This is a genomic window from Pseudomonas sp. NIBRBAC000502773, from assembly GCF_006517195.1.
Classification (GTDB): Bacteria; Pseudomonadota; Gammaproteobacteria; order Pseudomonadales; family Pseudomonadaceae; genus Aquipseudomonas; species Aquipseudomonas marginalis.
This window is the reverse complement of sequence record NZ_CP041189.1, coordinates 2676567-2691603: the sequence shown is the minus strand read 5'-3', so window position 1 is coordinate 2691603 and position 15037 is coordinate 2676567. Positions and strand designations below refer to the sequence as shown.

General features: G+C 59.9%; 13 protein-coding genes. 2 read left to right on the top strand and 11 right to left on the bottom strand.

Annotated elements, in window-relative coordinates:
• The first annotated feature begins 48 nt into the window (after positions 1-48).
• The gene (gene folB / locus NIBR502773_RS12500) at positions 49-402 is read left to right on the top strand and encodes a dihydroneopterin aldolase (RefSeq protein WP_046069798.1); all 354 of its coding nucleotides are present in this window, start codon (positions 49-51) and stop codon (positions 400-402) included.
• Complete coding sequence (folK, locus tag NIBR502773_RS12495) at positions 393-923, top strand: 2-amino-4-hydroxy-6-hydroxymethyldihydropteridine diphosphokinase (RefSeq protein ID WP_141156148.1); 531 nt, start codon at positions 393-395, stop codon at positions 921-923. The genes folB and folK overlap by 10 nt, the downstream gene beginning before the upstream one ends.
• On the opposite strand, the gene NIBR502773_RS12490 is transcribed toward folK, so the two are convergent.
• The 11 genes from NIBR502773_RS12490 to NIBR502773_RS12440 all read right to left on the bottom strand — a co-directional run bounded on the left by NIBR502773_RS12490 (position 906) and on the right by NIBR502773_RS12440 (position 14954).
• A complete protein-coding gene (locus tag NIBR502773_RS12490) occupies positions 906-2138 on the bottom strand; it encodes a multifunctional CCA addition/repair protein (protein WP_141156147.1) in 1233 nt (410 codons plus the stop codon). The genes folK and NIBR502773_RS12490 overlap by 18 nt on opposite strands.
• A gap of 63 nt (positions 2139-2201) precedes the next feature.
• Positions 2202-3767 carry a SpoVR family protein gene (locus NIBR502773_RS12485; protein ID WP_141156146.1) on the bottom strand — a complete coding sequence of 522 codons (1566 nt, stop codon included), beginning with the start codon at positions 3765-3767 and terminating at the stop codon, positions 2202-2204.
• Positions 3764-5035 carry a YeaH/YhbH family protein gene (locus NIBR502773_RS12480; protein ID WP_065925392.1) on the bottom strand — a complete coding sequence of 424 codons (1272 nt, stop codon included), beginning with the start codon at positions 5033-5035 and terminating at the stop codon, positions 3764-3766. The genes NIBR502773_RS12485 and NIBR502773_RS12480 overlap by 4 nt, the downstream gene beginning before the upstream one ends.
• Before the next feature lie 113 nt (positions 5036-5148).
• Complete coding sequence (locus tag NIBR502773_RS12475; protein WP_003194732.1) at positions 5149-7071, bottom strand: PrkA family serine protein kinase; 1923 nt, start codon at positions 7069-7071, stop codon at positions 5149-5151.
• A gap of 285 nt (positions 7072-7356) precedes the next feature.
• A complete protein-coding gene (gene glpE, locus NIBR502773_RS12470) occupies positions 7357-7686 on the bottom strand; it encodes a thiosulfate sulfurtransferase GlpE (protein ID WP_065925391.1) in 330 nt (109 codons plus the stop codon).
• Between the two features lie 9 nt (positions 7687-7695).
• Positions 7696-8547: a symmetrical bis(5'-nucleosyl)-tetraphosphatase gene (locus NIBR502773_RS12465; RefSeq protein ID WP_141156145.1), complete on the bottom strand. Its 852-nt coding sequence runs from the start codon at positions 8545-8547 to the stop codon at positions 7696-7698.
• Positions 8547-8927: a Co2+/Mg2+ efflux protein ApaG gene (gene apaG / locus NIBR502773_RS12460; RefSeq protein WP_027605913.1), complete on the bottom strand. Its 381-nt coding sequence runs from the start codon at positions 8925-8927 to the stop codon at positions 8547-8549. Before apaG ends, NIBR502773_RS12465 begins: the two co-directional genes overlap by 1 nt.
• 103 nt (positions 8928-9030) lie before the next feature.
• On the bottom strand, positions 9031-9843 hold the full coding sequence (gene rsmA / locus NIBR502773_RS12455; protein WP_027605912.1) for a 16S rRNA (adenine(1518)-N(6)/adenine(1519)-N(6))-dimethyltransferase RsmA: 813 nt from the start codon (positions 9841-9843) through the stop codon (positions 9031-9033).
• Entirely contained in the window at positions 9840-10829 is a 990-nt protein-coding gene (gene pdxA / locus NIBR502773_RS12450) for a 4-hydroxythreonine-4-phosphate dehydrogenase PdxA (RefSeq protein ID WP_065938234.1), read from the bottom strand. The genes rsmA and pdxA overlap by 4 nt, the downstream gene beginning before the upstream one ends.
• Entirely contained in the window at positions 10826-12166 is a 1341-nt protein-coding gene (locus tag NIBR502773_RS12445) for a peptidylprolyl isomerase (protein WP_027605910.1), read from the bottom strand. Before NIBR502773_RS12445 ends, pdxA begins: the two co-directional genes overlap by 4 nt.
• A complete protein-coding gene (locus NIBR502773_RS12440; protein WP_141156144.1) occupies positions 12141-14954 on the bottom strand; it encodes an LPS-assembly protein LptD in 2814 nt (937 codons plus the stop codon). Before NIBR502773_RS12440 ends, NIBR502773_RS12445 begins: the two co-directional genes overlap by 26 nt.
• Positions 14955-15037: the final 83 nt, after the last annotated feature.

The window sequence follows — 15037 nt, the reverse complement described above, 5'->3', positions numbered from 1 at the left end:
CCTGATTCTAACGGGGCATCGCGCCCTTGTCGTGCTGCGGAGAAGAGCTTGGACAGAGTGTTTATCGAAGGCCTGGAAGTCGACACCGTGATCGGGGCCTACGACTGGGAACGCGGGATCCGTCAATGCCTGCGCCTGGACCTGAGCTTCGCTTGGGATAACCGCCCGGCTGCGGCTGGCGACGACCTGGCCCTGGCGCTGGATTACGCCAGCGTGTCCGCGCGGATCCAGGCCTTTGCCGAGCAGTCCCAGTACCAGCTGGTCGAGACCTTTGCCGAACGCCTGGCCGAAGTGCTGATGAGCGAGTTCCAGATTCCCTGGCTGCACCTCAAGCTGACCAAGCCCGGCGCAGTGCCGGCTGCCAAGGGTGTAGGCGTGGAGATTGAGCGCGGATGTCGCTGACTCAGGTTTACCTTGGCCTCGGTAGTAATATCGAGCGCGAACCCCATCTGTGCGCCGGGCTCGACGCGTTGGCGAGTTTCCTGACGGATATGCGCTGCTCGGCGGTGTTCGAGAGCCAGCCGGTGGGCATCAAAAGCGGGCCGTTCTTCAATCTGGTGGTGTCGGCCTATACCGACCTGTCGTTGGTGGAGTTGGATCGCCGGCTGAAATCCATCGAGGCCGAAAATGGCCGCTATGCGCCGGATCGCAAAGGCCTGCCGCTGGATATCGACGTGCTGCTGTATGGCGAGTTGGTGGGTGACTTCGATGGCTTGATCCTGCCGCGGGCGGAGATCCTGAAAAATGCCTTTGTGCTCTGGCCGCTGTCGATGATGGCGCCGGACCGGGTGCACCCTGAAGCGGGAAAGACGATGGCTGCGTTGTGGCGTGATGCTCAGATTGATCAGGTGCTGGCGCCTGTCGGATTTGAATGGCAGGGCCAGCAACTCACCCCGGACTCGCTCCTAAGAGGGTTTGTGTAGTTCCTTGTAGGCTTTGAGTGCCCTGAGTCGTTCACGCTTGAGCGCCTCGCCCAACTCCGGCCCCTTGAATCCCTGCTCAAGCAGTGGCGCCACGGCAACCTCGCGCGCTGCTTTCGCCGCGCCGCGTAAGTAATTCGCCTGTGGATAACTTCTTTGCTCCAGTCCCTTGCGGCCTCGGGCATCCATTTCGCAGGCGACCACAAACTCCTCAAAGCGCTGTGGCCTGCGGTATACGTCAAAACTTTGCAGCAAATCCAGCAGCGTCGAGGCTTTCAGCTCCTGCGCGCGATGACCGTGGGTGTGATATTGGCCCACCAGCAGCGCCAATTCCTGGCAGTCCCTCGGCACTTTGAAGCGTTCATTGACGGCCTTGATCAGCTTCAAGCCTCGATGCTCATGAGCGATGTGCTGCGGTAACTTATCCACAGGCGTCAGGCCCTTGCCCAGGTCATGCAGCAGGCAGGCCCAGCGCACGGTCAGGGGCTGTTTGTGCAACGCAGCTTGTTCCAGCACGCTCAAGGTGTGCACGCCAGTATCTATCTCGGGGTGATGGGCTTCGGGTTGTGGCACGCCAAAGAGTGCATCCACTTCCGGCATCAAGATCTTCAGCGCATTACAGTCCCGAAGTACCTGGATAAACACCTGGGGCTGATCTTCCATCAGCGCCCTGGAGATTTCTTTCCAGCTGCGCTCCGGGGTCAGGGCTTCCAATTCCCCGGACTCGCTGAGTTGGCGCATCAGCTCCAGCGTCTCCGGAGCTACCGTAAAACCCAGGTGTGCATAGCGCGCGGCAAAGCGGGCGACACGGAGAACTCGGAGGGGATCTTCGGCGAATGCGGGAGAAACGTGACGAAGTATGCGGGACTCAAGGTCGCGCTGGCCGTGATACGGATCAGTCAGGTTACCGTCGTCGTCTTCGGCCATGGCGTTGATGGTCAGGTCGCGACGGATCAGGTCTTCTTCCAGCGTCACCTCGGGGCTGGCGTGAAACACAAAGCCACCGTAACCCCGACCACTCTTGCGTTCGGTGCGGGCGAGGGCGTACTCATCGCCATTTTTTGGGTCCAGGAATACCGGGAAGTCCGAACCCACTGGCTTGAAACCCTTGGCGAGCATTTCTTCGGTGCTCGTGCCGACTACCACTCGGTCGACATCGGTGACCTTGATGCCCAGCAGGCGGTCACGCACGGCGCCGCCGACTTTGTAGATTTTCATGAAAAAGCCTCCATTAGCGGCACAGGATACCGCCTGTGCCTGGCCAATGGAGGCTTTGCTGTTTCAGAGATGAACGACGGCCAGGTCCAGGCGGCCGTAGTCGTTGTCGTTGTGGTCGTTGCGCGGTGGTACATGGTGGGTCTTCATCACTTGGTCGCCTTGCAGGGTTTCCAGGTGGATGTCGAAGCCCCAGAGCCGATGCAGGTGCTTGAGCACTTCTTCGGTGGATTCGCCCAGGGGTTTGCGGTCGTGCTGCTGGTGGCGCAGGGTCAGCGAGCGGTCGCCGCGCACATCGATGCTGTAGATCTGCACGTTGGGCTCACGGTTGCCCAGGTTGTATTGCGCCGCCAGGGTTTCACGGATGGTGCGGTAGCCGGGCTCATCGTGGATGGCCGGCACCACCAGGTCGTCCTTGAGGTCATCATCCAGGATGCTGAACAGTTTGAGGTCGCGGATCACCTGGGGTGAGAGGTATTGCAGGATAAAGCTCTCATCCTTGAAGCTGCTCATGGCGAACTTGATCGTCGACAGCCAGTCACTGCCGGCGATTTCCGGGAACCAGCGGCGGTCTTCATCGGTGGGGTGTTCGCACATGCGCCGAATATCGCGGTACATGGCAAAACCCAGCGCGTAAGGGTTGATCCCGCTGTAATACGGGCTGTCGAAGCCGGGTTGGAAGACCACGCTGGTGTGGGACGTCAGGAACTCCATCATGAAGCCGTCGGTGACCAGGCCTTCGTCGTACAGGTCGTTCATCAGCGTGTAGTGCCAGAACGTTGCCCAACCTTCGTTCATCACCTGGGTCTGGCGCTGTGGGTAAAAGTACTGGGCGATCTTGCGTACGATACGCACGATTTCCCGTTGCCACGGCTCCAGCAGCGGTGCGTGCTTTTCCAGGAAATACAGGATGTTTTCCTGGGGTTCGGCGGGGAAACGCGGGTTGTCCTTGTCGCTGTTCTTGCCGGCGCGTTTGGGAATGGTGCGCCACAGGTCGTTGATCTGCTTCTGCAGGTGCTCTTCGCGCTCCTTCTGGCGCAGGCGCTCTTCCTCGGCAGAAATAGGGTACGGGCGCTTGTAGCGGTCGACGCCATAGTTCATCAGGGCATGGCAGGAGTCGAGCAAGTCCTCCACGGCGTCGATACCGTGGCGCTCCTCGCACTGCATGATGTACTGCTTGGCGAACACCAGGTAATCGATGATCGAGCTGGCGTCGGTCCAGGTGCGGAACAGGTAGTTGCCCTTGAAGAAGCTGTTGTGCCCATAGCAGGCATGGGCCACCACCAGCGCCTGCATGCAGATGGTGTTTTCTTCCATCAGGTAGGCGATGCATGGGTCGGAGTTGATCACGATTTCGTAGGCCAGACCCATCTGGCCCCGGGTGTACGACTTTTCGGTACTGAGGAAATGTTTGCCGTACGACCAGTGGTGGTAACCCAGGGGCATACCGACGGAAGCATAGGCATCCATCATCTGTTCGGCCGTGATCACTTCGATCTGGTTGGGGTAGGTGTCCAGGGCATAACCCGCCGCGATGCGGCTGATTTCCCGGTCATAGGCCTGGATCAGTTCAAAGGTCCACTCGGAGCCGGTGGAAATGGGTTGGCGCTTAGTCTCTTTTTTGGCGGTCATGTCACTAACCTGCGCTGGAAGAGTTCACGGAAGACCGGATAGATATCGCCGGCCGAGACCAGTTGCTGCTGGGCGAACGTGTCGGCAAAGGCTTCGCCGATGCGCTCGTATTCGAACCACAGGGCCTGGTGCTCACGGGGGGTGATTTCGACGTAAGTGTAGTACTGCACAAACGGCATGATGTGGTTGATCAGGATGTCGCGGCAGATCGGCGAATCGTCGTTCCAGTTATCGCCGTCGGAGGCCTGGGCCGCGTAGATATTCCACTCGTTGGCCGGGTAGCGCTCGGCCATGATCTCCTGCATCAGCTTCAAGGCGCTGGACACGATGGTGCCGCCGGTTTCCCTCGAGTAGAAGAACTCCTCCTCATCCACTTCCCGTGCGCTGGTGTGATGGCGGATGAACACCACGTCGATCTTGTCGTAGTTCCGCTTCAGAAACAGGTACAGCAGGATAAAGAAACGCTTGGCGATGTCCTTGGTCGCCTGGGTCATTGAGCCTGATACGTCCATCAGGCAGAACATCACGGCTTTTGAGCTGGGGTTGGGCTGCTTGACCAGCAGGTTGTACTTGAGGTCAAAGGTATCGAGGAATGGCACGCGGTGGATACGCGCGCTGAGTTTCTCTATTTCTGCCTCGATTTCCTGGATATCGCCGAAGTTGTCTGGCTCTTCGCGCTTTAAACGCGCCAACTCTTCCTTTGCCGTCCTCAATTTGGCACGACTGCTGCCCGAGAGGGCGATACGCCGCGCATGGGCCGAGCGCAGCGTGCGGATGATGTTGATTCGAGAGGGGTTGCCTTCGTTGCTGATCCCGGCGCGTACGGTCTTGAAGGTATCGGTGCCGGTCAGGTTACGCTTGACCAGGTTGGGTAGTTCCAGGTCTTCGAACATGAATTCGAGGAATTCTTCCTGGGTGATCTGGAATACGAACTCGTCCATGCCTTCGCCGGAGTTGCCGGCCTTGCCCGGGCCTTTGCCACCGCCACCGCCCTGTGGGCGCTGGATATGCTCGCCGGTGGTGAACTCTTTATTGCCGGGGTGCACGACGGTCTGCTTGCCGCCTCGGCCGTGGTGCAGCACCGGTTCATCAATGTCGCGTCCGGGAATGCTGATTTGTTCGCCATGCTCCATGTCTGTGATGGAGCGGCGGCTGACGGCCTCTTCAACGGCCTTTTTGATGTGGTCACGGTAACGCCGCAGGAAACGCTGGCGGTTTACCGTGCTCTTGTTCTTGCCATTAAGGCGTCGGTCGATCACATAGCTCATGAGGAGCCCTCCGGGCAGCTTCACGTTACAAGCTTCAAGCGGCAAGCTGGAAGCTTAGAGACAAGCGGTCAACTGCCAGGCCCATGACCTGGCAGTGGACGCCCATCGCTGCCTTACTGCGATTTGCGTACCCGCAGGTACCACTCGGAGAGCAGTCGTACCTGTTTGTCGGTGTAGCCGCGCTCGACCATTCGTGTGACGAAGTCGTTGTGTTTTTGCTGGTCCTCCTTGCTGGCCTTGGCATTGAAGCTGATGACCGGCAGCAGATCCTCGGTGTTGGAGAACATTTTCTTCTCGATGACCACCCGCAGCTTCTCGTAGCTGAGCCAGGTAGGGTTCTTGCCGTTGTTGTTGGCGCGGGCACGCAGTACGAAGTTGACGATTTCGTTGCGGAAATCCTTCGGATTGCTGATGCCGGCGGGTTTTTCGATCTTCTCCAATTCTTCGTTGAGGGCTACGCGGTTGAGGATTTCGCCGGTTTCCGGGTCGCGGTATTCCTGGTCCTGGATCCAGAAGTCCGCATACAGCACGTAGCGGTCGAAGATGTTCTGGCCGTACTCGCTGTAGGACTCCAGGTACGCGGTCTGGATTTCCTTGCCGATAAACTCGATGTAGCGCGGCGCGAGGTATTCCTTGAGGAAGCGCAGGTATCGTTCGCGGGTTTCGGCCTGGAATTGTTCCTGTTCGATCTGCTGCTCCAGCACATACAGCAGGTGCACCGGGTTGGCCGCGATCTCATGGGGGTCGAAGTTGAAGACCTTGGACAGGATCTTGAACGCAAAGCGCGTCGACAGGCCGTTCATGCCTTCATCCACGCCCGCTGTGTCGCGATATTCCTGGATCGACTTGGCCTTGGGATCGGTGTCCTTGAGGTTCTCGCCGTCGTACACGCGCATCTTCGAATAGATATTCGAGTTTTCCGGCTCCTTCAGACGCGACAGCACAGTGAACTGCGCGAGCATCTTCAGGGTGTCGGGTGCGCAGTGGGCCTTGGCCAGCGAGCTGTTGAACAGCAGCTTGTCGTAGATCTTGATTTCATCGCTGACCCGCAGGCAGTACGGCACCTTGACGATGTAGATCCGGTCGATGAAGGCTTCATTGTTCTTGTTGTTGCGGAAGGTGTGCCATTCCGATTCGTTGGAGTGGGCCAGCAGGATCCCGGTGAACGGAATCGCGCCCAGGCCTTCGGTACTGTTGTAGTTGCCTTCCTGGGTGGCGGTGAGGAGTGGGTGCAGCACCTTGATCGGCGCCTTGAACATTTCCACGAATTCCATCAGGCCCTGGTTGGCCCGGCACAGGGCGCCCGAGTAGCTGTAGGCGTCGGCGTCGTTCTGCGGGAATTCCTCCAGTTTGCGGATATCGACCTTGCCCACCAGCGCCGAAATGTCCTGGTTGTTCTCATCGCCCGGTTCGGTTTTAGCTACGCCGATCTGGTTGAGGATCGACGGATAGAGTTTCACCACGCGGAACTGGCTGATGTCGCCGCCGAACTCGGCCAGGCGCTTGGTGGCCCAGGGCGACATGATGGTGTTGAGGTAGCGTCGTGGGATGCCGAAGTCTTCTTCGAGGATCGCGCCATCTTCCGTGGCGTTGAACAGGCCCAGGGGCGACTCGAAGACCGGTGAGCCCTTGATGGCGTAGAAGGGCACCTTCTCGATCAGTTGCTTGAGTTTTTCGGCCAGGGACGATTTACCACCGCCCACGGGGCCGAGCAGGTAGAGGATCTGTTTCTTCTCTTCCAGGCCTTGGGCGGCGTGGCGGAAGTAGGAGACGATCTGGTCGATGCATTCTTCCATCCCATGGAAGTCTTCAAAGGCCGGATAGCGGCGGATCACCTTGTTGGAAAATATTCGCGACAGGCGCGAATTATTGGCGGTTTCCACCAGCTCCGGCTCGCCAATCGCCAACAACAGGCGTTCGGCGGCAGATGCGTAGGTGCTGCGGTCCTGCTTGCACAGCTCGAGATACTCTTGCAGCGTGAGTTCTTCCTGCTGTGTGGACGCGAAGCGTTGTTGGAAGTGGCTGAAAATACTCATGACGTCGTCACCTCGCTCGATACGTGGAGCCGACGCCGGATCTATCAGTCGATGCTGGCAGTCATTGACGAACGCCAATGGCTGTTTTCCCCCCAGAACACCCTGAAACGCTACCGATGACCCGTACGCCGGTGTACCGGCTCTCCCCTGATTCGGATGGCCTGCGCTTAAGGATAGTTCGGAATCTGAGAGGGCAAGGCGCGATGCGCAATTAGTTTGGCCGCGCCGTTCGTCAGAAACGGCGCGAGCCCAAGCGTCATGCGGGGTAGCGGGGTGTGAAAAAAATTATTGCGAATCGCCGGAGGCAATTTCTGCAGGATACGTCGTACGCCACAGCTCAAAGCCGCCGTCCAGGCTGTAGACGTCGGAGAAGCCCTGGCTGACCAGGTAGGCGGCTGCGCTCTGGCTGGAATTGCCGTGGTAGCAGGCCACGATCAGCGGTGCATCAAGGTCGGCGGCACGGATGAAGTCGGCGATGTTGACGTTGTCCAGATGCTGGGCGCCAGCGATATGGGCGGCGGCGTAAGTCGGCTGGTCGCGGATATCGACGACCACTGCACCTTGTTCGCGCAGGGCCTGGGCTTGTTCGGGAGGGATACGTTTGAATTCGCTCATGGCGGGCTCCTATGGCCTGGCTGCAGCCGGCAGGGTAACGGGAAGAGTGGGTGGGCACTGGCAGCTGTGACGCTCGCCGGTGTCGATGTTCATCAGGGTCATGGCGCCGCCCCATACGCAGCCGGTGTCGAGGGCAAACACGCCAGGCTCCTCGCACTTGCCTTCAAGGGCTGCCCAGTGACCAAAGATGATCCTGGTGTCGCGGGTCTTGCGTTCCTTGTGCGCAAACCATGGTTTGTAGCCGGGCAGTGCCGTGTCGGCGCCTTCCTTGCTCTTGAGGTCCAGCTTGCCCTCGGCGGTGCAGAAGCGCATGCGTGTGAAATAGTTGGTAATCACCCGCAGGCGGGCGACGCCAGTGAGGTCGTTGTCCCACTTAACTGGCTCGTTGCCATACATGCCGTCGAGGTAGGCGGTGTACAGGCTGTCATCGGCCAGGGCGTTTTCGACTTCGGCGGCGCACTTGAGGGCTTTTTTCAGCGTCCACTGCGGCGGGATGCCGGCATGGACCAAGGCCATATTGCGGCTTTCGTCGTAATGCATGATCTTTTGCCGACGCAGCCAGTCAAGCAGTGGCGCGCGATCTGGCGCTTCGAGGATTTCGCGCAGGGTATCGCCCTTTTTCAGGCGCTCGATGTTATTGCCGGCGGCCAGCAGGTGCAGGTCATGGTTGCCCAGTACGCACACCAGGGAGTCCCTCAGGCTATACAGGTAACGGAGCGTCTCCAGGGACTCGGGGCCGCGATTGACCAGGTCGCCGACCAGCCACAGGCGATCGTTCGCCGGATCGAAGGCCACCCGTTCAAGCAGGCACTTGAGGGGCTCCAGACAGCCTTGCAGGTCGCCGACCGCGTACGTTGCCATCAGTGCAGGGCGCCTGGTACGGCGAGGCGGAAAGGCTTGATGATGGCGTCGAACAGTTTGCCGTCAGTGGCTTTCATCTGATACGAGCCTTGCATGGTGCCGACCTTGGAAGTCATTACCGTGCCGCTGCTGTAAGTGTGGCTGGCGCCAATGTCGATCAACGGTTGTTGGCCGACAACGCCTGCGCCGCGAACTTCCTCGACCTGACCGTCACCGTCGGTGATCACCCAATGGCGTGACAGCAGCTTGGCCGGCACCTGGCCGTTGTTTTTCACCGTGATGGTGTAGGCAAAGGCGAAGCGGTTCTGTTCAGGTTGCGATTGGTCCGCGAGGAAGCGGGTGACGACGCTGACGTCGATCTGGTAGCGAGGATCGGACATGCAAGAGGCCTTAAAAGCAAAAGCGGAGGACAGCAGATGCGGATCAGTCTAGGCCAAGAGGTGGGCACTAGGCCAGACATGTGTCTGGCCATGCCTGGGTGTTTCAGTCGGCGACTGGCGCAGGCTGGATGGCAAGCTGGTCGGCCAGGCGCACGAACGCGGCCAGGTCCAGTTGCTCGGGGCGCAGGCTGCCGTCGACGCCGGCTGCTTCGATCTCGGCGTTGCTCAGCAGGGCCTTGAGTGTGTTGCGCAGGGTCTTGCGGCGCTGGTTGAACGCCTCACGCACCACGCGTTCCAGCAATTTGTGATCCTTGGCCGGGTGTGGCAGCACGGCGTGAGGCACCAGTCGCACGATGGCCGAGTCGACCTTCGGTGGTGGGTTGAACGCACCCGGGCCGACATTGAACAGGTGTTCGACGCGGCAGTGGTACTGAACCATGATCGACAATCGGCCCCAATCACCACCACCAGGGCCGGCAGCCAGGCGTTCCACCACTTCTTTTTGCAGCATGAAGTGCATGTCGCGGATGATCCCGGCGTTGTTCAGCAGGTGGAAAATCAGCGGTGTGGAGATGTTGTACGGCAGGTTACCCACCACACGCAGGCTATTAGGCGCGGCGTTGAGGGTATTGAAGTCGAACTTCAATGCATCGCCCTGATGCAGGTTGAAGTTGGGCTTGTCGGCGAACTGCTGGTTGAGGATCGGGATCAGGTCCTTGTCCAGTTCCACCACGTCCAGTTGGCCGCCACTGGCGAGCAAGCCTTGGGTCAGTGCGCCCTGGCCCGGGCCGATTTCCAGCAGGCGATCTTCTGGCTTGGCATGGATGGAGCGCAGGATACGGTCGATCACGCCAGCGTCGTGCAGGAAGTTTTGCCCGAAGCGCTTGCGCGCCCGGTGTTGGTAATGCTCGGTCATATACGGGTCTCGGCCATCTGATAGGCGGTTTCCAGGGCCACGTGCAGGCTGCCGGTATCGATCTTTCCGCTGCCTGCCAGGTCCAGGGCGGTGCCATGGTCGACGGAGGTGCGGATGATCGGCAGGCCCAGTGTCACGTTGACTGCGGCGCCGAAGCCTTTGTACTTCAGCACGGGCAGCCCCTGGTCATGGTACATCGCCAGCACTGCGTCGCAGTGCTCCAGATATTTGGGGGTAAACAGAGTGTCTGCTGGCAGTGGGCCACGCAGGTCCATGCCTTCTTGGCGCAGACGCTCCAGGGTTGGTTCGATGATGTCGATTTCTTCATGGCCCAAGTGGCCGCCTTCGCCGGCGTGGGGGTTGAGCCCGCAGACCAGGATGCGCGGTTGGGCGATGCCGAATTTCTGTTGCAGGTCGGCATGCAGGATGCGCGTAACGCGTTCCACACGCTCGGCGGTGATGGCGTCGGCAATGTCGCGCAATGGCAGGTGCGTGGTCACCAGGGCGACCCGCAGGCCGCGTGTGGCCAGCATCATGACGACTTGAGCGGTGTTGGTCAGCTCGGCCAGGAACTCGGTGTGGCCGGAAAACGCAATCCCCGATTCGTTGATCACGCCCTTGTGGACCGGTGCGGTGATCATGCCGGCGAAGTCGCCGTCGATGCAGCCTTGCCCCGCGCGGGTCAGGGTTTCCAGGACGAACGCCGCGTTGGCCTTGTCGAGTTGCCCGGCAACGACCCTGGCTTGCAGCGGGGTGTTCCACACATACAAGCTGCCGGCGGGCGCCGGCAGGTCGGGCCAGTTGCCCGGTGCCACGTCCAGCAGATTGACGACCACACCTAGCTGCGCGGCCCGCTCAAGGAGCAGGTCGCGGCTGGTAATGGCAATCAGGGGGTGCGGCTGGGGGTGCGAGGCGAGCAGCAGGCACAGGTCTGGACCAATGCCGGCCGGCTCGCCGGGTGTCACGGCGAAACGCTGGGGTTTCACGGAGCTGCCTGGTCGGTGCCTGTTTGCTCGGCGCCTGGCAGCTTGTTTTCCACGTAGGCTTCGTCACGGATCTGACGCAGCCAGGTTTGCAGCTCTTCGTCGTATTTGCGGTTACGCAGTACGTTCAGCGCCTGCTGCTCGCGGGCCTGGCTGGTGTTGTCGGTGGCGCGACGACCAAGGACTTCCAGTACATGCCAGCCATATTGGGTCTTGAACGGCTTGGACAGTACGCCTTGCGGAGTATCGGCCATTACCTGCTGGAACTCGGGCACCAGGGCTTTGGGGTCGATCCAGTTCAGGTCGCCGCCGTTGAGGGCGGAGCCCGGGTCTTCCGAGAAGCTCTTGGCCAGGGTGGCGAAGTCTTCACCGCTTTCGATGCGGTCATAGATCTTCTGGGCCAGTTCCTTGGTTTGGGCTTCGGTGCGGATTTCACTTGGTTTGACCAGGATATGACGAACATGCACTTCGTCTTTCAGCGAGGTCTCGCCACCGCGACGTTCCAGCAACTTCAGGATAATGAAGCCGCCTGGGGTACGGGCTGGCTGGGTGATGCCACCCACTTCCATGGCGCTCAGTTCACGGTCGAACGGAGGTGGCAGTTGAGCCGCTTTACGCCAGCCCATATCACCACCTTCAAGGGCGTTGTCGCTGCCGGACTGGGCAATGGCCATCTGGGCAAAGTCAGCACCGGCTTTCAGGCGATCATAGATAGCCTGGGTTTTCGCCGCTGCCGCATTCAGTTGCTCGGAGTTGGCACTGTCCGGGGTCGGGATCAGGATATTGGCCAGGTGCAGTTCTTCGGAAAGCTGCATCTTGCCCAGGTCCGAGGCCAGGAAGTTCTTCACTTCCTGCTCGGATACCTGGACCCGCTCGGCAACGCGACGCTGGCGCACACGGCTGATGATCATTTCGCGGCGGATCTGGTCACGGGCGTCTTCATACGAAAGACCGTCGTGGGCCAGGGCCGCGCGGAATTGGTCAATGCTCATGTTGTTGCGCTGAGCGATGGTGCCGACCGCCTGGTTCAGTTCTTCGTCCGAGATACGGATGCCGGAACGCTCGCCGATCTGCAGTTGCAGGTTTTCGACGATCAGGCGTTCCAGTACCTGCTGGTCCAGCACGCTGGTAGGTGGCACGCCACCGCCACGCTTGGCGATGGTTTGCTGCACTTCCTTGACGCGCTGGTCCAGTTGGCTTTGCATGATCACGTCGTTATCGACGATGGCCACTACTTTATCCAGTTGCTGAACCGCAGCGTGAGCCGATACGGTGCCCAGGAACAGCGCGCCCAGCACTAGCGGGCGCAGACAATCAGAAAGCTTGGTCTTCACGTTCACGATAACCTTCAATGCCTTTGTCGAGGAAGCTCTCTACCTTGGCGCCGGTCAGGCCGCCGAGTCCTTTGAGGACGATCTGCAGGAAGAGCCCGTGGTCACCCTTTTCGTTAAGCGGGGCGATCTGGCTGTATTCGTCGTTGGAAACCCAGTAACGGTTGATGACGCGCAGTTTCCAGCAGCAGTTGTCGTACTCGAAACCACCGAAGGCTTCCAGGGTACGGTTGCGAGCGTAGTCATACTGCCAGCGGGTGATCAGGTTCCATTGGGGAATGATCGGCCACATCATCGAGAAATCGTGTTGTTGGATTTTGTAGTAATCCTTCACGTAGTTCGCCGAACCCGGGGTGCCGTAGTCGCCACCGAACTGCCATTTGCCGGTCAGCTGGTTGTAGACGACCTGGTCGTTACGATAGCGATAACCGACGTTGATGATCTTGTTCGGGTCGTTCTCCGGCTGGTAGTGAAGCATCGCACTGCCGGAGCGAGGGCTGTGCTCCTCGGTGTCCCAGTTGTAACCGGCAGTGGCGCGCCAGTCACGGTTGAAGCGGAACTCATAGTCCAGGGCAACCGGGGATACGTCGGATTGCGAATCGGCACGGTCGGCGGCGAGGATGCCCGGCAATTGAACTTCACGATCCTTGAAGTACAGCGCCTGGCCCACGGATACGCGCTGACGCTCGAAGCCGTTTTCTTCGATCCAGCGGCTGGTCAAGCCAAGGGACAGCTTGTTTTCGTCGCCGATACGGTCCGTACCGCTGAAGCGGTTGTCGCGGAACAAGGACGCGTAGCTGAACGCATACTCGCTGCTGTCGAAGATCGGGATATCGGACTGGTCCTTGTTCGGCACGTACAGGTAGAACGCGCGCGGCTCAAGGGTCTGGCGATAGTTTGTGCCGAACCAGTTGGTATCGCGGTCGAAATACAGGCCGCTGTCGAGGCTGGCCACCGGAATCGCACGGTCCTGGGAGCTCTTGAAGGAGCCGCCTGCGTACTGGGTGCCGGCATTCGCTGCTGCTGTCTGTGCAGCGATGATGTCGTTCTTGCCCTTGTTGTCCAGGTCGAGATCGTACTTGGTGTAGACGTACTTGAGCTTCGGCGTCACAAAACCGTAGGTCCAGTTCATCGGGTATTCGACGGCGGGTGCTACGTTCAGGCGAGTACCGTTTGCACGGGTCAGGCCGGTTACGTAGGTGTCCAGGCGGCGCTCGGTACCACCATCTTCATTGATGAAGTTGCCGGTTTCCAGGCTTCGCTCAAACCGAACTGCTTCGGTATCGTAGGTAAACTTCAATCCACCTGGGCGGAACGGCAACTGCCCATTTAAAGTGATCTGCGGCAGGCGGTCATAAGGTGTGGTTTGGGAAATCGTCGCCAGCTGATAAGCCTGGACATTCAAGCGCGCCTGGAACGAGTCCCCGCGATAGGCCACGGAGCCCTGCTGGTTGACGAAGTCCCGACTCTCGACACCTTCCTGATAGGACTTGAGGTCCTGGAAGTAGTAGGGGTCGCTGATCTTGGTGTAGTCGACCTGGGTCAGTACACGCGAATCCAGCCCGCCCTTGTGCTGCCAATTGAGCATGTAGCGGGTTTTTTCGTAGTCGGTCTGCTTCTTGCGTTCGTCGTTGTCGTCGTTCAGGTACGCGCCGCCGAACTGGCCTTCGCTGGACTTGGTGAGGTAGCGGAATTCGCCTTCCATCATCATGCCGCGCTTGGTCATGTATTGCGGGTACAACGTGGCATCGTAGTTTGGTGCCAGGTTGAAGTAGTACGGCGTGACCAGGGTGAAGCCGGTTTCGCCGCCGGTGCTGAAGCTCGGTGGCAGGAAGCCGGACTGACGACGGTCGTCGATCGGGAAGTAGATGTAAGGGGTGTACAGGATCGGAATGTTCTTGATCCGCAACGTCGCGTTGGTGGCCGTACCGAAACCGGTGGCCGGGTTCAACGTGATGTTGTTGCCCCTGAGCTGCCAGGCGTTGCTGTCCGGCTCGCACGTGGTGTACGTACCGTCCTTGAGACGGATGATCGCGTTTTCGGCGCGCTTGGCGTACAGCGCGTTACCGCGGATACGCGACTTGTGCAGCACGTATTCGGCGTTGTCGATCTGCGCCGCGCCGGTGTCCAGTTGAACCTGGGCATGGTCGCCGACGATCAATGCACCGTTGTCGCGCAGTCGCACGTTACCGTTCAGCTCACCACGGTTCTCGGCCTGGTACAGGCTGGCTTCTTCCGACTCCAGCTGCATGCTGCCCTGGCGCATGACGACGTCACCGGCCAGGGTTGCGACTTGTTGTTCCTGCTCGTAACGAGAGGCCTTGGCACCGATGAAAGTGGGCGCATCGCTCTTGTTCGTCTTGTCGTTCATGCCAGGACGCGTTGGCTCGATGTACGCACCGCCGCAGTAAGGACCGGTTTCCGCCAGCTGGGCTGCGGTCAACTTTTCACGAGGCACCCAGTCCAAGTGGCTGTAGTCGGCGCTGCGCGAACGCAGGCCACGGCCCTTGGACTCGGTGACCAGTGCGGTCTTCGGCTCGGCTTCGGCACTGCCGCCAGCGTCGGCCTGCGCCGTGCTGTTGGCCGAGCTGACGGCTGCACCGTCATGCACTGGGCGCGGTGGCAAGGGGGCTGCGGCGGTCTTGGGCGCGCAGTCCCAGGCACCCGAAGCAGAGACTGAGCAGTCATACTGTTCCGCGGCGACCACGAATGAGGTGGCGAAGGGTTGCATGACCAGCAGACTGCCGGTTACCAGCAACGGAAATTTTCTACGAAACGCGGGGGATTTCAATGCCATCTTATTAGTCCGGGCTTCCTGCGTGCCATCTGCCCGCGGTTTGGGCCGCACGCCTCTCGATGGTCTGAAAAAGATGCGTGATA